19 protein-coding genes are annotated in these 21996 nt (G+C 37.1%); 15 read left to right on the top strand and 4 right to left on the bottom strand.

What is annotated here, in order from left to right; genetic code table 11:
* Positions 1-284: 284 nt before the first annotated feature.
* From IGM13_RS05610 to IGM13_RS05665, 12 genes are all read left to right on the top strand, one after another.
* The gene (locus tag IGM13_RS05610) at positions 285-1775 is read left to right on the top strand and encodes a helix-turn-helix domain-containing protein (RefSeq protein ID WP_002419160.1); all 1491 of its coding nucleotides are present in this window, start codon (positions 285-287) and stop codon (positions 1773-1775) included.
* Positions 1726-2400, top strand: a complete 675-nt coding sequence (locus IGM13_RS05615; protein ID WP_002419159.1) for an AP2 domain-containing protein — start codon at positions 1726-1728, stop codon at positions 2398-2400. The genes IGM13_RS05610 and IGM13_RS05615 overlap by 50 nt, the downstream gene beginning before the upstream one ends.
* Before the next feature lie 257 nt (positions 2401-2657).
* A complete protein-coding gene (locus IGM13_RS05620; RefSeq protein ID WP_002382198.1) occupies positions 2658-3548 on the top strand; it encodes a metallophosphoesterase in 891 nt (296 codons plus the stop codon).
* A gap of 290 nt (positions 3549-3838) precedes the next feature.
* Positions 3839-4750, top strand: a complete 912-nt coding sequence (locus IGM13_RS05625) for an ABC transporter permease (RefSeq protein ID WP_002382199.1) — start codon at positions 3839-3841, stop codon at positions 4748-4750.
* 14 nt (positions 4751-4764) lie between these two features.
* Entirely contained in the window at positions 4765-5646 is an 882-nt protein-coding gene (locus IGM13_RS05630) for a carbohydrate ABC transporter permease (RefSeq protein ID WP_002357901.1), read from the top strand.
* 17 nt (positions 5647-5663) lie between these two features.
* Entirely contained in the window at positions 5664-7262 is a 1599-nt protein-coding gene (locus tag IGM13_RS05635; RefSeq protein WP_002357899.1) for an ABC transporter substrate-binding protein, read from the top strand.
* A 56-nt stretch (positions 7263-7318) separates the two neighbouring features.
* The gene (locus IGM13_RS05640; protein WP_002371283.1) at positions 7319-7912 is read left to right on the top strand and encodes a DUF624 domain-containing protein; all 594 of its coding nucleotides are present in this window, start codon (positions 7319-7321) and stop codon (positions 7910-7912) included.
* Complete coding sequence (locus IGM13_RS05645) at positions 7905-8822, top strand: acetylxylan esterase (RefSeq protein WP_002419158.1); 918 nt, start codon at positions 7905-7907, stop codon at positions 8820-8822. Before IGM13_RS05640 ends, IGM13_RS05645 begins: the two co-directional genes overlap by 8 nt.
* Entirely contained in the window at positions 8803-9567 is a 765-nt protein-coding gene (locus IGM13_RS05650; protein WP_002365532.1) for an endonuclease/exonuclease/phosphatase family protein, read from the top strand. The genes IGM13_RS05645 and IGM13_RS05650 overlap by 20 nt, the downstream gene beginning before the upstream one ends.
* A gap of 4 nt (positions 9568-9571) precedes the next feature.
* Entirely contained in the window at positions 9572-11722 is a 2151-nt protein-coding gene (locus IGM13_RS05655) for a glycoside hydrolase family 3 N-terminal domain-containing protein (protein ID WP_010715114.1), read from the top strand.
* Positions 11723-11739: 17 nt separating this feature from the next.
* Entirely contained in the window at positions 11740-15015 is a 3276-nt protein-coding gene (locus tag IGM13_RS05660) for a GH36-type glycosyl hydrolase domain-containing protein (protein WP_002419157.1), read from the top strand.
* A 15-nt stretch (positions 15016-15030) separates the two neighbouring features.
* Entirely contained in the window at positions 15031-15996 is a 966-nt protein-coding gene (locus tag IGM13_RS05665) for a LacI family DNA-binding transcriptional regulator (protein WP_002419156.1), read from the top strand.
* Positions 15997-16028: 32 nt separating this feature from the next.
* On the opposite strand, the gene IGM13_RS05670 is transcribed toward IGM13_RS05665, so the two are convergent.
* Positions 16029-16559: a DUF5067 domain-containing protein gene (locus IGM13_RS05670; protein ID WP_002419155.1), complete on the bottom strand. Its 531-nt coding sequence runs from the start codon at positions 16557-16559 to the stop codon at positions 16029-16031.
* A gap of 270 nt (positions 16560-16829) precedes the next feature.
* Positions 16830-17543 (bottom strand): GntR family transcriptional regulator, encoded by a 714-nt coding sequence (locus IGM13_RS05675; RefSeq protein WP_002366529.1) that lies wholly within the window; start codon positions 17541-17543, stop codon positions 16830-16832.
* Between the two features lie 242 nt (positions 17544-17785).
* On the opposite strand from IGM13_RS05675, the gene IGM13_RS05680 reads away from it, so the two are divergent.
* The 3 genes from IGM13_RS05680 to IGM13_RS05690 all read left to right on the top strand — a co-directional run bounded on the left by IGM13_RS05680 (position 17786) and on the right by IGM13_RS05690 (position 21225).
* A complete protein-coding gene (locus IGM13_RS05680; RefSeq protein ID WP_025188629.1) occupies positions 17786-19219 on the top strand; it encodes a glycoside hydrolase family 1 protein in 1434 nt (477 codons plus the stop codon).
* A 24-nt stretch (positions 19220-19243) separates the two neighbouring features.
* Entirely contained in the window at positions 19244-20293 is a 1050-nt protein-coding gene (locus IGM13_RS05685; RefSeq protein WP_002419153.1) for an oxidoreductase, read from the top strand.
* A 473-nt stretch (positions 20294-20766) separates the two neighbouring features.
* Entirely contained in the window at positions 20767-21225 is a 459-nt protein-coding gene (locus IGM13_RS05690) for a DUF441 domain-containing protein (RefSeq protein ID WP_002357887.1), read from the top strand.
* A 38-nt stretch (positions 21226-21263) separates the two neighbouring features.
* Here the strand turns inward: IGM13_RS05690 and IGM13_RS05695 are convergent, their stop codons facing one another.
* The gene (locus tag IGM13_RS05695) at positions 21264-21605 is read right to left on the bottom strand and encodes an iron-sulfur cluster biosynthesis family protein (RefSeq protein ID WP_002391631.1); all 342 of its coding nucleotides are present in this window, start codon (positions 21603-21605) and stop codon (positions 21264-21266) included.
* Between the two features lie 73 nt (positions 21606-21678).
* A complete protein-coding gene (locus tag IGM13_RS05700; RefSeq protein WP_002382208.1) occupies positions 21679-21942 on the bottom strand; it encodes a hypothetical protein in 264 nt (87 codons plus the stop codon).
* Between the last annotated feature and the right edge of the window lie 54 nt (positions 21943-21996).

Genomic DNA, 21996 nt, shown 5'->3' on the forward strand with positions numbered 1-21996 from the left:
AGACGAACCAAAAGTTTCAATCATTTTTGACGAATAGGCTAGAAAAGAAACAGAAAATTAGTCAAACAAATCAGCTTTTCTTTAAATTTAAAGTAAAAAAATAACAAAAAAAGCCTCCTTGGTGACGCAAGGGGGCTTTTTTTGGTTAAAATAATACTTTTCTATGAAGATTCCTAAATATTGAAAGAATCATTTTTAAATTTGTGGAAAAAATAAGCAAGATTGACACTCACGTCTTGTTAAAAAAATAGATACTTAAGGCGTGATAGTTTGGAGTTGAAAATGTGACTACTTTGTTAGATGAATTATTAGACCAAGAATTCCGAGATAAATTACTTATTTATCAAACTTTTATGAATAGTGAAGGTCCATTATTAAAAGAAGAATTTTATGGATATTTTGATTTATCCACTCAAAAGTTAGAATCGTTGTGCCGTCAAATAAATTATGAATGTACACAGATTTCTTCAAGGAGTCAAATTCTTTTTCCAGCTAAAGGACTGATTAGTGCGCAAAAATTATCGCAAATTGATTATCAAGCCTTAAGAAAATATTATTTTGATCAATCACTAATGGCCAAGTTGCTTCTTGATGTAGGCCTCTATCAAAAGCACACGATTCAAGAATTTTCTCAAATTCATTTTATGAGCAAAAGCAAAATTTATGCCTTCTCGTATAAACTAAATCTGATTTTAGCTAATTGGCGTATTAAATTAAAGTCAACAGGCTTGGTTGGAGAAGAGAAAAATATCCGAAGTTTTTGTTTTCAATGCTTGTATTATTTTTATGGAAGTAATCAAGAAAGGCTGCCTAACATTTTGCTGGAAAATAGTCCTGGCATTAAGCGATTTATAAACGATTTACAACTGATGTATCAAAGAACGTTTAGTCTTAATCAAAGTGCACAACTATTTATTCTTTTAACGATCCAACGTTTTCGTGTGTTTTCTGATCATGTAGTGGACTCTTTTACGGAAGTTCATGTGCCTAGCTGTTTACAGCATGCGTTTGAAAAAATCTATACAAGCGAAACCCCTCTTTTTAAAGAGGATTTTGGCAAAGAGACTTCATATATTTTTCTTTTTTTAAGTTTAAATGAATACATTGATAGTCCGATTGTTTTTCCAGATAAGTTAACCATGTTAGACGAATTTATTGATCATATGAATAGTGTTATTCCTTTCTTTGAAAAGCGAATTACGGTGGAAACAAAAGAAAAATTAAAGTTGATTTGTTATCGCTGGGACCGCCTATACTTTTCAGTGGCTGCATTTATTCCCGCCAAGCAGAGCGGTTTCTTTGAAGAGCGGTTTCCTCAAATTCATCGCGCCTTAGATGGTTTTATACAAAAGACAGAGTCGCTGCATCAAAAACGATTTTTAATGTATGAACGCGTGCATCTATATTATGATTTTATGTTTTGTTTGTTAAATGATCGGTCTTTTTGCGCAATTGAAAAAACGATTCATGTATTTGTTGATTTTTCTGGTGGGGAGGATTATAACCGCTTTATTGCAAAAATTATTGCTTCTTTCAATTATATGGATGTGATGATTGATCACAAATTAACCTTAGAAACCGATTTGTATTTGTCCGATTTTTATAGTTCGAAAGTACGGTGTCGTCAATTGACATGGCGTCATTTGCCGGAAACAAAAGATTGGCAAGTATTTGCTGAGGTGGTCAGAGAACTAAGAAAGGGAGAGACTCAGAAAAATGAGCACTATGGGAGAGAACCAATCGAGATGTGGCGAGAACAAGAATACGAAGGATAGTCAATTGAGACAAGCAGGTAACTATAAAGATTTAACTGGTCAAAAGTTTGGTGAGTTGACAGTAGTAGCACCAACGACAAAAAGAAAAGAAGGGCTAATTGTTTGGGCCTGTCGCTGTTCTTGTGGGAGCTATGCAGAAGCTTCAAGAAGACAACTAATTCGTGGGTATCGAACCAAATGTGCGCACCATCGCTATCAAACAATGTTAAAAAAAAACTATCATGAATTAGTCGTGGTACGGATCGAAAGTATTCAACAGACAATGAAAGCGTATTGTCTGTGTTCGTGCGGACAAGCTTGCTGGGTTCGCTGTGAAAATTTGTTGAATGGCCATACCAAAAGCTGCGGTCATCGTAAAAAGAAGGATTACCGACAAAGAGTTGCTGGTGTAATTCCAGGGAAGTTGCAAAGTAAACGCCCCAAAAATAATAGCAGCGGACACAAAGGAGTGAGCCAGACCGCTTCTGGGAAATGGCTGGCTTATATCTCTTTGAAAGGCAAGCGTCATAACTTAGGTATCTTTACGAAAAAAAGTGAAGCAATTTTAGCAAGAAAATTAGCAGAACGTCGTCTATTTCAACCAATTTTACAACAAGAAATAGTGACTACAAATAAGGAAGTTTAGCAACAGAGAGGATGCGAAAGATGTTAGCAGGCTTATTTTCAGTAACTGGAATGATTTTATTGGGGATTTTATTTTGCTTAATTGGTTATCAAACGTTTCGAAAACATCATCATTAAGAGAAGAATGTTCTAGCTAGATAATTTCATCGACAGATGAAATTATCTAGCTTTTTTTATAAAAAAGCTAAGAAAAGGATAAGAGATTGTGGAAATTCTTTAGGTTGTTTAACAAAGCCTTAATTTCCTTTGTTTTAGATTGTGGTTAAGAAGATTTTTCTCTATACTAAGTCTTCGGAAATCAAAGAAAAGAAAGGAGCGAGTGATGTGGTTAAAAAAATTGGTTTAAGTATAATGCTCTTATTTTTTTTCTTAATTATCGCACTCCCAATCTATGCGTGGAAGATTGAGCCGAATTTAGTTCACGTTAATCAGGTGACTTTGGGAAAGAAAAATCAACGAGAACCATTGAATGTTGTGCAACTTTCGGATATACAAGTTTCAGAATTTTATGAGACGAAGCGGTTAGATAAAGTCATAAAAAAAGTCAATCGTGAAAAACCAGATATTATCGTTTTTACAGGTGATTTATTTGACAATTATGCCAAAAATCCGCAACAAAAAGAACCGATGATTGAAAAATTAAAACAGTTGCAAGCGACAATTGGAAAATATGCAGTTTGGGGAAATCATGATTATGGTGGCGGTGCTTCTGGGGTGTATGATGAAGTCATGGAGGCCAGTGGCTTTACCGTTATGAAAAACCAAGGAGAAACAGTAACCCTAGCAGATGGACGCCGTCTTTTTATTGGTGGTTTAGATGACTCGTTATTAGGAAATCCTTCCGTTTCAGAAACATTATCCTATCGAGAAACGTATGACTATGCGTTATTAATGACCCATGAACCAGATGTCGCGGATGCATTTATTGGTACGGGTACACAGTTAGTTTTAGCAGGACATAGCCATGGCGGACAAATTTGGATTCCTTTTTATCCAATCACAAATGTTTTAGCAGAAAAGTATACCAGAGGATTGTATCAGTTGGACCAAGAAACGCAACTATATGTTAATACGGGCTTAGGAACGACCGCCATTCATGCCCGTTTTGGAGTGATCCCTGAAATTACACATTTTACTATCTATATTTAAAAAGTCTGGTCGGATGGACCAGACTTTTTTCTGTTATTTAACAGAATTATTTTTAAGAAAAAGATGTTCATATTTTGGTGAAACGTTTCTATAAAATGCTTTAAAATATCTAGAAAAGAGTATTTTTATGGAAAAAGAAGCAGGGAAAATAATTTCTTTATAAATGGTCTATAGCGCTTTTTAATGCTGTTATTTTTAAATAAAACCATAATGTAAGGGTTTACAACTGTTTGAAGTGAATGTATAATCTGTTTGTAGAAACGTTTCACTAAAAAGAGAGGAACCTGCTTATGAAAAAACTAAAAAAGTTTTATGATCAGCGGCAATTGCATTGGATGGTACTTCCGGGTGTAGCATTCATGATTGTCTTTAACTACATTCCAATTTATGGAATTATCATTGCTTTTAAAAATTATACGATTGTTGACACGGTTTCTTCTGCACCATGGGTTGGACTTGAAAATTTTCGAATCATTATGGAAGATAGTTTTTTTTGGGAAGCAGTTCGTAATACCTTAGCGATTAGTTTAATGAAACTTTTTTTAGGATTCGCTATTCCGATTATCTTAGCAGTAATGATTTTTGAAATGAGAGATGGACATTTAAAAAAAGTGATTCAGACGATTTCTTATATTCCGCACTTTTTTTCTTGGATCGTTTTAGGCGGGATGTTGATTTCGTGGCTTTCAACAAATGGCTTTATCAACCAAGTCATGATGTCGTTAGGCTTAATGAATCAGGGCGTCAATCATTTGTTAGATCCTGATAAGTATTGGTGGATTGCTGTTCTTTCTGATTTGTGGAAAGAAGTAGGTTGGGGCACGATTCTCTATCTTGCTGGCATGTCTCGCATTGATCCAACGTTTTATGAAGCGGCGAGAATTGATGGTGCTTCAAAATTAACACAAATCCGAACGATTACTTTGCCCTTATTAGCGCCGATTATTTCGTTGAACTTAATTCTAAATGTTAGCGGTTTATTGGGATCGAACTTAGATCAAACGTTGGTTTTAATGAATGCTCAAAACCAAAACAAATCAGAAGTAATTAATTCATTTGTTTATCGTATGGGGCTAACGCAAGGGGACTTTTCTTATGCGACGGCAGTTGGTTTAGGGATTTCTGTTATTTCAATTGTTTTATTAGTCATTACAGATCGCATTACTAGAAAAATGAACAATGGTCGGTCGGTTATTTTATAAAGGAGGCAACAGCTGTGATTAAAAGAAAATCAAAAGAAAACAAATGGTTTTACTTTTTCAATACGTTAATTCTTGTGTTGTTTTCTTTATTAATTATCGTACCAATTTGGAATATTTTAGTTTCCTCAGTTTCGTCAAGTTCGGGTTTAGCTGGTAAAGGCTTGGTTTTATGGCCGAAAGGATTTACGCTAGAAAATTATCGGAAAGTTTTTTCGGATAGTAGCATTCCGCGAGCGTTTTTGATTTCTGTTTTAAAAACAGTTATTGGTGCGTCGACGCATACACTGTTCTGTGCGATTGTCGCCTATGGACTTAGTAAATCTAGACTAGTCGGGCGTAATATTTATACAACGATGGGTGTCATTACAATGTACTTTGGTGGGGGCATGATTCCCACGTATCTTTTGATTAAGTCATTAGGACTCTTAGATACCTTCTGGGTATATATCATTCCAGCTTTATTTAGCTATTATGATGTAGTTATCTTAATGAACTTTTTCCGAGAAATTCCACCATCTTTAGAAGAATCCGCCAAAATAGACGGCGCCAGTGAGTTTCAAATTTTTTATAAAATCTTTTTACCTTTAACAAAACCGGCATTAGCCACCATTATTTTATTTAATGGGGTTGGTCAATGGAATGACTTTATGACCACGAAATTATATATTACCAAAGAATATCTGTATCCATTGCAGATGAAAATTTATGAAATTATTGTTCAATCAAACTTGAGTACCATGACAGAGAGCGGCAGTACAGATATGGTGGTGCAGGCAACGACACGTGGTGTTCAGCTGGCAACAATTGTCATTACAACGATACCAATTTTAATCATTTATCCATTACTACAAAAACACTTTATCGGCGGTATGATGGCCGGTGCAGTAAAAGAATAAAGAAAGTAGGGAACAATATGAAAAAAGTTTTAGGCGGTTTATTGGTGGCAACGGCGGTCGTTAGTTTAGCGGCATGTAGCGGTGGGGAAAAGAAAGCTAGCTCAGATGTCTCAATTAAGGATCGGTATGAATTAGATGAAAAGACGCCTGCTTGGAAGTTAGATAAGAAGAAAGAACCGACCAAGATTAAATGGTATATTAACTCAGATTGGACGGCATTGCCTTTTGGAAAAGATGTGACCACTGCGCAGATTAAAAAAGATTTAAATGTGGATATTGAATTTATTTCCGGCGATGATTCAAAATTAAATGCCATGATTTCAAGTGGAGATATGCCTGATATCGTGACATTAACTGAAAAAACTGGACAAGCAGCATTGAAAGCAGATTCTTGGGCCTATTCTTTAAACGATTTAGCTAAAAAATATGACCCCTATTTAATGAAAGTTGTTAACCAAGATACGTTTAAATGGTATGCCTTAGAGGATGGAAAAACATATGGTTACCCTAATTACTCTAATACAAAAGCGGATTATGAAAGTGGAAATATCCCAGTAAATGATAATTTTGTTATTCGTGAAGATGTCTATAATGCATTAGGCAAGCCAGACGTTTCAACACCAGAAAATTTTGAAAAAGTCATGCAACAGATTAAAGAAAAATATCCTGAGATGACCCCAATGGGCTTCACCACAGTGGGCGATGGTGCAGGACCATTTTTAGACAAATTACAAGACTTCTTAGGTGTTCCTTTAGAGGATAAAAATGGGAAATACTATGATCGAAATTTAGATAAAGAATACTTAGAATGGTTAAAAACATTTAATGATGTTTACCGAGCAGGCAATATTAGTGATGATAGCTTCACAGATGATGGAGCGACGTTTGATGAAAAAGTGAAACAAGGAAATTATGCAACCATGCTCGTTGCTGGAACCAGTGGTCAAGGTGGGAACTTTACAGAATTTATGAAAAAATCTGGCACACGTTATATAGCCATTGATGGACCAAGTAGCACTTCTGGCCGAAAACCAACATTAAATCAAACCGGCATTTCAGGTTGGTTAAGTAATTACATTACGAAAGATGCGAAAGATCCAGCGAAAGTCACTCAACTATTCACATATTTAATTGATGAACCAGGACAAATTTTAACAAAATATGGCGTTGAAGGAGTTACTTATGCGTACAATGATCAAGGGAAAATTGATTATTTACCAGAAGTGAAAAAATTAGAACAAACAGACAATGATGCCTATAACAAAAAATATGGCATTAGTCGTTTCCTATACTTTAACAACGACCGTGTCAATAAACTAAAAGTGCCAATGGAAAGTGCTTTAACGCAAATGCAAGAATGGGGCAAAGGAAAATTAGTCCCACATTTCGTAATTGAAAATATTAATCCAGATGCAGGAACGCCGGAAGCTCGGGCGAATGAAGCGATTGAAACCAAACTAAATACAACCGTTATTTCAATGATTCGTGCGAAAGATGATAAAGCCTTTGACAAATCTTTAGAAGACTACAAAGCATTCTTAAAATCAAATAAATGGGATGCAATTGAAAAAATAAAATCTGAGAAAATGGCAGAAAACAGAGACAAACTTAAGTAAGAGAGGAGGAGAGAAAAGCGGATAAAGCAACGAGAAATCCGCTTTTCTCTTTTAATATGAATAAGCTATTTGCATATGAAGGTTGGTATTATCGGATTTTTTCTTTTATTGCCAACTTGATCATTATTAATTTTCTCTTTTTAATTACCTGTATAACAGGCATCTTTAGCGGTGTCGGCTTAATTGCGTTGTATCGAACGATTTATCGTTTGTATCGTGAAAAAGATATTCCTGTTTTACGAACGTTTTGGACAGCGTTAAAAAATAATATCATGCGAGGTTTTATTTTAACAGGTGTCTTGTTCGTTGCTTTTTTACTAGGCGGTATTGCCGTAACAAGTTTATTTAAAATAGCCACCAGTTTAGGTTTCTTAGCTATTTTTCTATTAAGTTTTGTTGCATTATTTTTGACGAGTTTTCTTTTTCTCTTTTCCGTTTTTAATTGGTCCGTTAAAAAGACACTAGGTGAGACGGTTTATGTGGTCTTAAGTAATAGTGCCAATGCGATTATTTTGTTTATTTTACCTCTTTTAACGTTTGTTTTTTTCTATAAGCTTAATTTGTTTTTATATATTGCGTTAGGATTCGGGACAACGGCTTTTCTTCAAGTTGCGTTTTTTCAGAAAGTGTTAGGTGTGGAACATGAATGAGTATTTTGAGTTTTGGCAAAAGACCAAGGAAGAACTTCAAAAAATACCGCTAAATATCCATCGGCGGGTCATTGACTATCCATTGGAAAATGTTCAAGTGGAACAGGTCGACTTTTTAAGTTTCCTAGGTGAGCGCATCTTTGGCTATTTGTTACTTCCTAAAACGACGAGGAAACAGCCAATAGTGATTGATTGTTTAGGCTATATGAATCATATTCAAGAACCTTGGCAATTTGCTCATTGGACACAAATTGGTTGTGCTTGTTTTGTCATTGATAATCGAGGTCAAGGGGGATTAACCAAAGATCGTGTGCCATATCAAACAATTTGGCATGAAGCACCAATGGGACGAGGATTTCTAGACAAAGAAGATTGGTACCAACGCCGCTTGTTTGCCGACCATTTACGTAGCGTAGAAGTGGTGCGGACCTTTACTGAAATTAATCAGGACCAAATCATTCTTCGTGGTGGTTCCCAAGGGGGTGGCGTAGTGTTAATGGTGAACAGTTTAGTCGACTTCCCGATTTTAGCTACTTTTGCAGATGTTCCAAGTCATTCTTGTTTAGAAAATCGAGTAGCAGAAGGAACGGGGTCGTATCAAATTATTCATCAGTACTTACAAGAGCATCCTCAAGCGCATGAAAAAATTGCCGCGGTTCTTCCTTATTTTGATAGTCGTCACTTTGTTTCGCAAATTAAAAATCCAGTCTTTGCTTCTGTTGGGAGTCACGATCCGATATGTCCAATGAAAGATTTTTTCCCTTCTTATCATCAGATAAAGGCAAGAAAAGCAGTCAGAGTGTATTGGAAAAAAGGCCATGGTGGCGGTGAAACAACCCAGATCCGTCGTGAGATGCGTCAAATTCAACAACTATTGCAGGAGGTTAAAAATGAAAATAGCTACGTATAATGTCCGGGTAGATACAGAGTATGACCAAGATTGGCAATGGTCTTTTCGTAAAGAGGCTGTTTGTCAGTTAATCAATTTTCATGATTGGAGCCTTTGTTGTATTCAAGAAGTACGACCGAATCAAGTCAGGGATTTAAAGGCGTATACAACATTCACCTGTCTTTCTGCGGAAAGAGAAGGGGATGGTCAAGGAGAAGGACTAGCGATTCTCTATAACGAACAAAAAGTTCAGGCTATTGATACAGGGTATTTTTGGTTATCTGAAACACCTCAGCAGCCAAGTATCCATCCTGAAGCTGGCTGTCCAAGAATTGCTTTGTGGGGACTATTTAAGGAAACGACTCAAAATACGCCTTTTTTAGTCATCAATGTTCATTTGGATCATATTTCAGCTCATGCTCGTTTAGCAGGAATGACCGTTATCTTAGAGGAGTTACATGACAAAATTGCACAGTATCCAACTTTATTAATGGGCGATTTTAATGCAGAGTCGGGGGAAGAGGTTCATCAACTTGTTCAAAAAAAATTTCAAGATAGCAAAAATTTAGCTACTCATTATGGACCAAGAGGAACATTTCAAAATTTTACTTATACAAAACCTTGGGCGGAATTAGAAGAAATTGATTATATTTATGTAAAAGGTTGGCAAGTACAGCAAACCGCAAGTTTAACAGATAGTATCGATGGACGTTTTCCCTCCGACCATTTTCCTTTAGAAGCAGAAGTATGTATTGAAGAAAGGTGAGAGTATGAAAGAAAATCAACTGATTCAATTAGTCGAAGAAATGACAATTGATGAGAAAATTAATCAATTATTACAATTAGCAGCAGCGTTTTATTCAGATAAAGCAGAAGAAAAGACCGGCCCTATGTCAGAGCTAGGACTAAGTCAAGAAACGATTGATACGGCGGGGACAACATTGGGTGTTTCTGGTGCAAATGAAGCAAAACGTGTTCAAAAAGAATATATGCAAAATCATCGATTAAATATTCCAACACTTTTAATGGCGGATATTATTCATGGTTTCAGAACCATCTTTCCGATTCCTTTGGCTTTAGGAAGCACTTGGGATGAAGCAGCGGTTGAAAAAATGGCGGAGATTTCAGCAAAAGAAGCTGCTGTTTCAGGATTACATGTAACCTTTTCACCAATGGTTGATTTAGTGCGCGATCCACGTTGGGGACGTGTCATGGAGTCAACAGGTGAAGATCCATTACTCAACAGTCGCTTAGCTGCTGCAATGGTTAGAGGTTACCAAGGAGAAAATTTAAAAGAGGACAATTGGCGAGTAGCCGCGTGCGTGAAGCACTTTGCGGCATATGGTGGTGCCTTAGCTGGTCGGGATTATAATACGGTAGATATGTCTGAACGGCAGCTAAGAGAAATGTATTTACCTGGCTATAAAGCTGGATTAGATGCGGGTGCAAAACTTGTCATGACGTCCTTCAATACAGTGGATGGGATTCCTGCTACAGGCAACCAATGGCTGTTTAGAGACGTATTACGAAATGAATTTGGCTTTGAAGGAGTTGTGATTTCAGACTGGGGAGCGATTAAAGAATTAATTCCTCATGGTGTTGCCAAAGATGAAAAACAGGCAGCAGAATTGGCTATCAAAGCTGGTGTAGATATTGAAATGATGACCACGTGTTATCCAGATTATTTAAAAGAATTACTTGAAGAAGGCCGGATTGCTGAAACACTTATTGATGAAGCAGTTATGCGAATTTTAAAACTAAAAAATGAGCTAGGCTTATTTGAAAATCCCTATCGTGGTGCGGATGAACAAGCGGAAGCAGAAGTGATTTTAAGCAAAGAACATCGAGAAATAGCTAAAAAGATTGCTCAGAAATCAATGGTTCTTTTAAAAAATGAAAATATTTTGCCTTTTACACCGCAAGAAAAAATCGCGCTTGTCGGCCCAGGGGCCCAATCACAAGATATTTTAGGGGCTTGGTCATGGCAAGGAAAGAAAGAAGAAGCCATTTCCCTCATGGCTGGGGCCAAAAAATTAACCACAAATCTTCTAGTTGCCCAAGAACCCTTTGATTACTTTGAACCGACCGCGGCGGCCATTGAAGAGGCTCTAACGTTAGCTAGTCAAGCAGATAAAGTAGTAGTGGCACTAGGCGAAACAGATTGGATGAGTGGGGAAGCTGCCAGTCGCAGTGATATTCGTCTACCCGAAAAACAATTAGCAGTAGTGGCACAAATTATTGAGAAAAATCCCAATGTTGTTGTCACGGTCTACAGTGGCCGGCCCTTAGATTTACAAGGGATAGATGTTGCAAAAGGAATTGTGCAAGCTTGGCAACCTGGAACAGAAGGGGGCAATGCGCTAGCAGAAATTTTGTGGGGACAGTACAATCCAAGTGGTCGTTTAAGTATGTCGTTTCCAGAAACGGTTGGTCAAGTGCCAATTTTTTACAATGTCGACAATACGGGGCGTCCTTATGAGTCAGCACCAGAAGAAAAATATGTTTCTAAATATTTAGATGTCTCTAATTACGCTAAATATCCCTTTGGATTTGGCTTAAGTTATAGTCATTTCTCTTATCAACCAATTCAACTAAGTGCATTAACATTTACCAAAGAACAACCAATCACGGTCTCTGTTTTAGTAAGAAATGACAGTCCAATCGCTGGAGAGGAAACCGTGCAATTTTATGTACGTGATTTGGTGGGACAAGTGGTTCGCCCAATTAAAGAGTTAAAAGATTTCCAAAAAGTTTGGCTGGAACCAAAGGAAGAAAAAGAAGTTCAGTTTCTTCTTTCAGAGGATATGGTGCGCTATGTACATTCAGACAATCAGGTAACCAGTGATGCAGGTGAATTTATCGTAATGATTGGTGGAAATAGTCGCGATGTACAAACCGCAACAGTCACGTTAAATGAATAAGATGGGAAGGATAAGTTATGCAGATAAAGAAGCTTAAGCAAGCAGACACAGTCGCTACATTTCTAGAGACAGGTGATTTAAAAGAATTGAACAGCTGTGGCATGATGATTAATCAATTAGAAGGCAATCCTTTAGACGGCAGTATGAATCAACTCTATTTGCGGATAATTACAGGGGACACAATTAATTATCGACCAATGATTGGTTCCAACAGTCAAAGTGATTTTTATCTTTCAGATAACCAATTGACATGGCGGGGTGAATTTGAAGCGGTTCGTTACCAAGTTGACTTTCGTTTGGGGCCAAGCAATCAATGGTTCTGGCGGGTTAATGTCACTGGAACTGGCTTAGTAGATATTGTTTATGGTCAAGATATTGGCTTAGCGACAAAAGGAGCCGTTCAGTCAAATGAAGCGTATGTGTCGCAGTATCTTGATCATCACATTTGGCAAGAGGGCGAAGAGCTTGTTGTTTTATCAAGACAAAATCAACCGCAAAATGAGAAGTTTCCAGCCCTTATTCAAGGGAGTTTTCAAAAATTAGTAGGCTACTCAACGGACGGCTATCAATTTTTCGGACGTTCATTTAAACAAACAAACACACCAGAAGCATTGGGGAAAAGATATTTAGCAAATGAAGTCTATCAATATGAATTTGCTTACACCGCTTTACAAACGGAAGCCGTCCAATTAACGAATGAAAGTAAGGAATTTGTTTTTTATGGTGCGGTAACAGAAACACATCCGCAAGCATTAGCTGAACCTTTTTTATCGAAAGAAGACTTACAAGCTATTTATGAAACTGTGACATTCGATTCATTAGAAGAAACACAGGACTATCCTACGAAACTTTTAGGAGAACCTATCACAGGAAATCCATTAACAGAAGAAGAGCTGGCCGCACTTTATCCCATTCAGACACAAATTGAAAAAGTAGCAGGTCAGACGTATTCCTTTTTCACGGAAAATTACCATCACGTTGTTCTTCAAGAAAAAGAAATTGCCATGGAAAGAGCGCATGGCCACATTTTATTAAGTGGTAAAGGCTTAACGGTTGACGAACCTTTGCTTAGTACGACAGTGTATATGTATGGCATTTTCAATTCACAAGTAGTTTTAGGAAATACGACCATGAACAAATTAATGAGTAATAGCCGAAACGCTTTAAACGTTATGAAACGCTCTGGTCAACGAATCTACATTTTAGAGAATGGCTTATGGCGCTTACTAACAATGCCTTCTGCTTTTGAAATGGGGTTGAACTCTGCTACGTGGTATTATAAGTTGCCAAAGGATACAATTTGTGTACGCACTTTCACTTCGCCTGATTCAAGAGTGATTCAATTGGAAGTGACCAGTCAAAAGGATGCATATATGTGGGCTGTTTCTAACCATTTGTTATTAGGACCGGAAGAAGTCCCAACCTATCAATTAGAACAAGCTGGCAAAACACTTCGAGTGACGGGAAATCATTCTGCTACAGAAAATTATTACCCAGAACTAACCTATGCATTGACAGTTGATAAATCATTTCAAGTAACCGATAGCACATTATTTGGTGGAGCTGAAGCAGACTTATTAGTCTTGGCAATCGAAAAGACCCAAAAATTTTCACTACTTATTACGGGCAGTATAGAGGACCAAGTATTAGTCAATACACCATTAGATTTTGAAAAAGCAGAAAGTCAATATTTGGCATTCATTAATGGCTTGTTACATCATTTTGAGTTAACACACACAGACTCAAGTGTGCAGCAAATGAATCAATTAACTCGTTGGTATACTCATAATATGCTCGTTCATTATTTGTCGCCACATGGCTTAGAACAATATGGTGGAGCAGCTTGGGGCACACGAGATGTGTCGCAGGGACCGACAGAATTTTTCTTTGCGACGCAACAGCCTAAGATCGTGGCCTCCATTATTCAGCATCTATTTGAAAATCAATTTGAGGACGATGGCAACTGGCCGCAATGGTTTATGTTTGACCGATACGAAGAACAAAAAGCCAGTGAAAGCCATGGCGATATTATCGTCTGGCCATTGAAAGTAGTGACTGATTATTTGGAACAAACCGCAGATTATTCAATCTTAGCTACGGAAATCCCTTATACAAGTCGCAAAGATAATCACAAAACAAAAGAAACAGCATCTTTATTTGAACATTTGAAAAAAGAAATAAATTATATTGAACAACATTTTTTACCAGAAACTTTTCTATCCTGTTATGGTGACGGCGATTGGGATGACACGTTACAACCTTACGATAATCGTCTTAAAGAGCAAATGGCTAGTAGTTGGACCGTTGCCTTAACGTATCAAGTGTTGAAAAAATTTGCGGCTTTAATTACGGAAATCGATGCTACTTATAGTCAGCACTTAGCAATTTTAGTCGCAGGAATAAAGAACGATTTTCAAAAATATATGTTGGCGGATGAAACGATTCCAGGGTTTATTTATATGGAAACGCCAGAAACTTTTGAACAAATGATTCACCCAAATGACCAAAAAACAGGGATTCAATATCGATTATTGCCAATGACTCGTAGTATGTTAGCCGAATTATTAACACCGGAACAAGTAAGTCATCATTTAGAAATTATTGAAAAAGAATTAACGTTTCCTGATGGCGTGCGCTTAATGAACAAACCAGCGAACTATCGAGGCGGTGTGAGCACTAATTTTAAACGAGCAGAACAGGCGGCTAATTTTGGTCGCGAAATTGGCTTACAGTATGTTCATGCGCACATTCGCTATACAGAAGCGATGGCGAAAATTGGTCAGCGAGACAAAACCTGGCAAGCATTAATGCAAATCAATCCAGTTCAATTAAAAGAAGTGGTTCACAATGCAGAGTTACGTCAAGCCAATGCCTATTTTAGTAGTTCCGATGGCGATTTTAAAACAAGGTATGAATCACAAGAAAATTTTGGTAAACTAAAAGATGGAAGTATTGGGGTAAAAGGTGGCTGGCGAATTTATTCAAGCGGGCCGGGAATTTATTTAAATCAATTAATTACAGCTGTTTTAGGGATTCGGCAAAAGGCACAAAGCGTGGTTTTTGATCCCATGTTACCAGAAAAATTGTCTGGTTTAACACTAACTTACCAATTGTTTGATAAACCTGTCACATATAAATTTTATCCAAATCAGTCAGCGAAAATAGTTATCGATGGTCAAGAAGTTCCGTTTAAGTTTGAAGAAAACCCTTATCGAGAAGGGGGAATGGAAGTTCAAAAAGACGAGGTGCTTTCATTATTAAATGAAGCAAGTGTTATTGAAATTTACCATTAGAAAGGAGAGTAGTCCATGGTAGGAATTAAAGATATTGCAAAAAAAGCAGGCGTATCAATCTCGACCGTTTCTTACGCATTGAATGGTAGTTCAAAGGTAACTGAAGAAACACGAACGCGCATCCAAGCAATTGCTGAAGAGCTAAACTATGTTCCTAACATGGCCGCTCGCACATTAAAACGTCGTCAAACTAATATTATTGGTGTCTATTTGGCCGATTATGGCGGTAGTTTTTATGGTGAATTGTTGGAGGGAATTAAGAAAGGCTTAGCACTGTTTGATTATGAGATGATTGTCTGCAGCGGTAAAAAGTCACATCTTTTCATTCCTGAAAAAATGGTGGATGGGGCAATTATTTTAGATTGGACATTTCCAACAAAAGAAATTGAAAAGTTTGCTGAACGTGGCCATTCGATCGTTGTCCTTGATCGAACCACTGAGCATAGGAATATTCGGCAAGTTCTCTTGGATAATCGTGGCGGTGCCACGCAGGCAATTGAGCAATTTGTCAATGTGGGTTCAAAAAAGGTTCTTCTGCTTTCTGGACCAGAAAAAGGTTATGATAGCCAAGAAAGATTGGCTGTTAGTACACGAGAATTAACTCGTTTTGGGATACCTTATGAAATTATCCAAGGCGATTTTACCGAACCTTCTGGCTATGTGGCTGCTAAAAAAATTTTGAGTCAACCACAGACAGAACCAGTCGATGTTTTTGCTTTTAATGATGAAATGGCGATCGGTGTCTATAAATATGTTGCAGAAACAAATTACCAAATGGGGAAAGATATTCGGATGATTGGTTTTGATAATTCTGAACTAGGTGCGTTTGTGCAACCGCGATTAGCAACAATTGCCTATTCTAAACATCGATGGGGCATGGTGGCTGCAGAGAAAATTATTCATTTAATGCGGGGAGAAGCTGCTGAGAGCGAACACATTTACACACGTTTTATAGAAGGAGAATCTTTTCCGTCTGAATAATAAATAAAAAGTTTGGTCCAATGCTAGCTAAGCTAGCGGACCAAACTTTTTTCTGTAATGGTAATTTCTTCTGATGCAATGGGTTCATCCAGACTGAGAAGGCGATCTCTAAATTTAAAATGGACCGGCTTGTTCTCATTAATAAATTCATACGGGTAAGCGCCTTGGATTGTTTCACCAGGATTGATTTCATCTGCTAAACGATCTAATTTGTCTTGGAAAGGTGAATCTGTTAAGACTGCATATTGTAAATTTTGGGCTTTTCCGTGGACAGTTTGACTAACTTCCATAAAACTTTGAATCATTAGCTGAATATTTTGTGTTTTTTCGGTTGTATTGGTTAATTCAAACAGGACATAAAACATTGGTTTGCCTTGATAATCTTTTCCTTTATGCAAGGCAGTTAAGGTTAAACGCCCATCTGGAACCAACAATGTTCGATTTTCATACGTCCCAATACTTGTCGCCAACACTTCATCAGGTGCGGGCGCACTTTGACTTGCTGGGCTGCCACTTACAGTTGAACAAGCACTTAATAAGGTACTTAGAACGAGTAAGCTCATTAAAATGTAGGGTTTCCTCATATAAAGTCCTCGCTTTGGTTGATTGACTATGTAAAAAATAAATTGCTTGTATCTGTATTAAAAAGAGTGCTACAAGCAATATTTTAATCGTACTTCTAGTAAATAGCAATACTTTTATCAAAATTCATGTTTGGAAATATAATTTGAAAAATATTTTTAACTAGCAGAAAAACATTTCTAACAAAAAGTATTGGCTCAAAGTAAAGAGATCGTTTTGTTAGAAATGAGAAATGGCAACATAAAAGTTTCCTATTTTTCTGCAATTAAGACAGTTTCAAAAGTGAATTCACTAGGAATATGATTCGCAATTGAGTATTCAAAAATATGCCCGTTGCCTAGGTAAGCAATTTGTTCTGCACGCATCAGGAAATCATTATCGGTTAAGTTTAAATATTTTTTTTCCAACGCAGAAGGACGAATCCCAGAAATGCTGACCCGCGCACTTTGAATTTTTTGATGCAATTGTTCCGAAATATATTGATAAATGGAGACTTTCAATTCTTTCATTGTCAAGTTCGGAATTAGGGCAACGGGCATCCAAGTATATTCAATAATTGAGGGCACATCTTCGATAATCCGTAAACGAATAATTTTGTAGACTAACTCTTCTTCTGTAATACTTAATTTTTCAGTCACCCAAGGCTCAGGTACTTCTGTTGCAAAGCCTAAAACCACGGATTCAACTTTTCCATCGTAGGTTGAGTAAGTGCCGGTTAACGGAGAAAATTTAGTAATGGTTCGATTTTGAAAGTCTTGAACAAAGCTGCCCGAGCCACGTCGTCTGACAACATAACCTTCTTGCACAAGCAAATGTAAGGCTTTTGTAATGGTTAGTTCGCTGACCTGATATTTTTCTGCAAGAAGACGACCTTGGGGTAACTTTTGATTAATGGGATAAACACCTGCTTCAATATCCTGTTTTATAGCTGCATAAATTTCTTTATAACGTGTATTTGTCCGCATCAGAGTCCTCCTTTATCACCAGTATTTCTTTCATTATACCATGAATTTAACATGTTAAAACTATATATTTATTTTTAACGTAACCATTTAATAATCAAGTACTTAAATAAAAGTAGTTGACTTATTCTTTTTAAAACTATATAGTTTTAAAAGTAAACAGAAGAACTTATTGATCTGATTGGTACTTTTTGTGAAAACCTTTTACAATAAAAGGGCAGCACAGAAAAGAGGGAGGAATGACAATGGAACATCATCAACTAAAAGCATTTCCGCAAGATTTTTTATGGGGCTCTGCTTCGGCCGCTTATCAAGTAGAAGGTGCTTGGAATGAAGACGGCAAAGGCGCATCTGTTTGGGATGAATTTGTTCGGCTACCAGGAAAAACGTTCAAAGAGACAACTGGTGATTTAGCCGTCGATCATTATCATCGTTTCAAAGAAGATGTGGCTTTAATGAAACAACAAGGTTTAAAAGCATATCGTTTCTCGATAGCATGGACACGAATTTTACCTGAAGGACGTGGTCAAGTAAATCAAGCGGGACTGAAATTTTATTCAGATTTAATTGATGAGTTATTAGCGGCAGGAATTGAACCAATGGTAACTTTATATCATTGGGATTTGCCAGCTGTTTTGCAAAAAGAATATGGTGGCTGGGAATCAAGAAAAATTATTGCTGATTTTGTGGCCTATGCGAAAATTTTATTTGACGCTTTCCGTGGCAAAGTTCGCTATTGGATTAGTTTAAACGAACAAAATGTGTTTACTTCGTTAGGTTATCAATTAGCCGTGCATCCTCCCGGCGTAACAGACAATAAACGGATGTATGAGGCCAATCATATTGCTAATTTAGCCAATGCAGCAGTGATTAATGCGTTTCATGAATTAGAAATGCCTGGCAAAATTGGCCCTAGCTTTGCTTATACGCCTGTTTATGCCGTTGATGCGCATCCTGCCAATGTTTTAGCGGCAGAAAATGCAGAAGATTTGTTGTCGCATTTTTGGTTAGATGTCTATCTTTGGGGAGAATACCCGATTGCCGCATTAAATTACTTACAGGAGCAAGGTGTGGCCCCAACAATAAAAGAGGGCGATTTAGCGTTACTACGTTCAGCCAAACCTGATTTTCTAGGTATAAATTATTATCGGACGGATACGGTTGCTGCTAATCCATTAGATGGCGTCGGAATAGGGAAGATGAATACAACGGGTGAAAAGGGTTCTGAAACGGAATCTGGGGTACCGGGTTTATTTAAAAAAGTAAATAATCCATATGTTGAACGAACGAATTGGGATTGGGCCATTGACCCGCAAGGTTTGAGAATTGCCTTACGACGATTAGCTAGTCGCTATCAAGTGCCTATTTTAATTACTGAAAATGGGTTAGGCGAATATGATACCTTAACAGAAGATAAACAAATTCACGATACGTATCGCATTGATTATTTGCGAAGCCATATCCAAGCGATTCAAGAGGCGATTACGAATGGCGTTTCAGTTATTGGTTATTGTACATGGAGTTACACCGATTTACTGTCGTGGCTTAACGGCTATCAAAAGCGTTATGGTTTTGTCTATGTGGATCAAGATGAAACACAAAAAGGTTCCTTAGAAAGAATCCCGAAGGACAGTTATTATTGGTATCAAAAAGTCATTGAAACAAATGGACTTATCTAATTATAAGAAAAGAGTGTGGAAAATATGACAGTAAAAATGGGGTTTATTGGATTTGGTAAAAGTGCCAACCGTTACCATTTACCTTACGTAATGATTCGAGAAACACTAGAAGTGAAAACGATTTTCGATTTACATGTTAATGAAAAAGCAGCAGCGCCCTTTAAAGAAAAAGGCGTAAATTTTACCACTGACCTTAATGAATTATTGACGGATCCAGAAATTGAATTGATCACAATCTGTACGCCTGCGCATACACATTATGATTTAGCCAAACAAGCCATTTTAGCTGGTAAATCAGTGATTGTGGAAAAACCATTTTGTGATACGTTAGAACATGCAGAGGAATTATTTGCTTTAGGTCAAGAAAAAGGGGTAGTAGTGATGCCTTATCAAAATCGACGTTTCGACGGCGATTACCTAGCGATGAAGCAAGTAGTAGAGCAAGGCTTTTTAGGAGAAATCAATGAAGTGGAAACACATATTGATTATTATCGACCAGGAAGTATCACGGAACAAGGACCTAAAGAAAATGGTTCGTTTTACGGACTAGGCATTCATTTAATGGATCGCATGATTGCTCTTTTCGGGCGTCCAGATCAAGTCACTTATGATATTCGTAATAATGAAGTGAGTGAGGCAGTCGATAATTATTTTGACGTTGATTTACATTATGGTTCAAAATTAAAAGTAAAAGTTAAAACGAATCATTCTGTCGCTAGTCCGTATCCACGTTTTATTGTTCATGGTAGCAATGGCTCGTTCATCAAATATGGCGAAGATCAACAAGAAAATGATTTAAAAGCCGGAATCATGCCGGATGCACCAGGCTTTGGAGAAGATTCACCAATGTATTATGGAGAAGTGACCTACCGTAATGGCAATGGCGACTGGATTAAAAAACAAATTAAAACGCCTGTAGGTGATTACGGTCGTTATTATGATGCCGTCTATGAAACGTTGAAAAATGGTGCACCGCAACTAGTAACTGAAGAGCAAGCATTAACTAACATCGAAATTTTAGAAGCAGGTTTTCTTAACCCAAGTCCAAGTGTTTATCGTTTGAAAGAAAACTAAAGCGTGTTTAAATGACTTGAAAAGCGCCTGCCCCACAGTCCAGACAACTGTGGGGCAGGCGCTTTTATTTATAAAGAGTTGTGAATTTTAATATAAGAAACGTATGTTGTTAGTGAAAATAAAAAAAGGAAAGACATCTTAGTAGCACTACTTCCCCAAGAATTGCTACTAAAATGTCTTTTGTGATGCTCGCTCAATTGAAGAGCCTTAAATAGGATATCGAATATCCAGTATAAATGCAAGTAAACTACTTTATAGTTAATATTAGTATACTTCATAAAATAATTTTTCAAAGAGAAAAAGGCTTGTTATGAGAAAAAATTAATTTTTAACTCGTTTTTTCTAAGCAAGATTCGGGTGAAAAAGACAATAATTACTGAAGCTGAATGGTAATTAAAGAGGTTCTTTGCTAAAATAGGAAAGACAAGAAAGTTTGGTTAACTAAAGAACCAAATCAGAAAGGAGGACAACCAGTGGAAAGTTGGCTTTTTTTACTACTGATTGCCTTGATTGCGTTTGTTGCAAAAAATCAAAGTTTATTAATTGCGTCAGTTGTTGTGCTTGCTTTAAAGGCTTTACCAAATAGTGCGAAAATCATGTCGTGGTTGTCAGATAAAGGCATTAATTTAGGCGTCACAATTATTTCAATTACCATTTTAGTCCCGATTGCTACAGGACAAATTGGCTTAAAGGATTTAATCCAATCATTCAAAACACCGATGGGATGGCTGGGGATACTTTGTGGAATTCTGGTGGCTGTTTTATCCTCAAAAGGAGTAGGTTTAATTAATCAATCGCCTGAGATTACGGTGGCCTTAGTTTTTGGAACGATTCTTGGCGTCGTTTTTTTAAAAGGAATTGCAGCTGGTCCGATTATTGCATCGGGGATGATGTACGTAATCATTACTACCTTTCAAGCCTTTCAACACTAAAAAAGCAAACAAAACGCGTAAACGTTTTGTTTGCTTTTTTAGTGTTGATAAATGTCCACATTACTATCTAATATGCCACTTTCATTTTTTAAAGTAATGGTTCCCGCATTCGGATGAATCACTAGCTGTAAATGCCCTGTTAAAAACATTTGGTCATACGTCGAAGTATAGACGTGAAAAGAATCATTAGCAATTGTTTCGGTATAAGGCGCTTCTGCTTGATCAACAGGAACGATAATGAAACGATCGCCAATCATACAACAACCTTCTGCGGAAGAATAAGGATTAGAGCCGTCATTTGCTACCAACAAGAAGGTGTTCGTTTCAGTTAAGAAAGGGGCTAAACGTTGTTTTACTTCTTCAGAAATAGTCAGAGACATTTGCCTCACTCCTTTAAATAGTATGTAAAAGGAAGAGGGTAGCTTGTCGCTATGCCGCTCTTCAAAGGTTTTGTTATTTGCTTGTTTCTTTACTGCTTTTTTTGAAAAGAGCAACAGAAAAGGCGACAACTAAGACAACTGTTGCAGCTAAAACAAATGGATTTTTTGTTGCTGATGTGAACCCTAGGACTGTTGAACCAATCGCACCTACGTAAGATAAAATAATCGCTGCTTTCTTTGGTGTTGAAAGTTCTGTAAAGCTATCGCGGAAGGCGACACCTAAACCTAAAGCGCCAATAAAGGCAAACATCCCAAAAATAATGTGTAAAAAGACCATGAATTTCACCTCCAACAGTCAGTATAGAGAGAAATAGCTAGTTTGTAAACTAAT

Origin of the sequence: Enterococcus sp. DIV0561 (assembly GCF_050539875.1) — a bacterium.
Taxonomy (GTDB): Bacteria; Bacillota; Bacilli; order Lactobacillales; family Enterococcaceae; genus Enterococcus; species Enterococcus faecalis.

Coding starts and splice junctions, on each gene's coding strand:
- IGM13_RS05615 (WP_002419159.1), top strand. CDS start 1,726: ATGGGAGAGAACCAATCGAGATGTGGCGAGAACAAGAATACGAAGGAT.
- IGM13_RS05625 (WP_002382199.1), top strand. CDS start 3,839: ATGAAAAAACTAAAAAAGTTTTATGATCAGCGGCAATTGCATTGGATG.
- IGM13_RS05635 (WP_002357899.1), top strand. CDS start 5,664: ATGAAAAAAGTTTTAGGCGGTTTATTGGTGGCAACGGCGGTCGTTAGT.
- IGM13_RS05640 (WP_002371283.1), top strand. CDS start 7,319: ATGAATAAGCTATTTGCATATGAAGGTTGGTATTATCGGATTTTTTCT.
- IGM13_RS05645 (WP_002419158.1), top strand. CDS start 7,905: ATGAATGAGTATTTTGAGTTTTGGCAAAAGACCAAGGAAGAACTTCAA.
- IGM13_RS05650 (WP_002365532.1), top strand. CDS start 8,803: ATGAAAATAGCTACGTATAATGTCCGGGTAGATACAGAGTATGACCAA.
- IGM13_RS05655 (WP_010715114.1), top strand. CDS start 9,572: ATGAAAGAAAATCAACTGATTCAATTAGTCGAAGAAATGACAATTGAT.
- IGM13_RS05660 (WP_002419157.1), top strand. CDS start 11,740: ATGCAGATAAAGAAGCTTAAGCAAGCAGACACAGTCGCTACATTTCTA.
- IGM13_RS05665 (WP_002419156.1), top strand. CDS start 15,031: ATGGTAGGAATTAAAGATATTGCAAAAAAAGCAGGCGTATCAATCTCG.
- IGM13_RS05670 (WP_002419155.1), bottom strand. CDS start 16,559: ATGAGCTTACTCGTTCTAAGTACCTTATTAAGTGCTTGTTCAACTGTA.
- IGM13_RS05675 (WP_002366529.1), bottom strand. CDS start 17,543: ATGCGGACAAATACACGTTATAAAGAAATTTATGCAGCTATAAAACAG.
- IGM13_RS05680 (WP_025188629.1), top strand. CDS start 17,786: ATGGAACATCATCAACTAAAAGCATTTCCGCAAGATTTTTTATGGGGC.
- IGM13_RS05685 (WP_002419153.1), top strand. CDS start 19,244: ATGACAGTAAAAATGGGGTTTATTGGATTTGGTAAAAGTGCCAACCGT.
- IGM13_RS05695 (WP_002391631.1), bottom strand. CDS start 21,605: ATGTCTCTGACTATTTCTGAAGAAGTAAAACAACGTTTAGCCCCTTTC.
- IGM13_RS05700 (WP_002382208.1), bottom strand. CDS start 21,942: ATGGTCTTTTTACACATTATTTTTGGGATGTTTGCCTTTATTGGCGCT.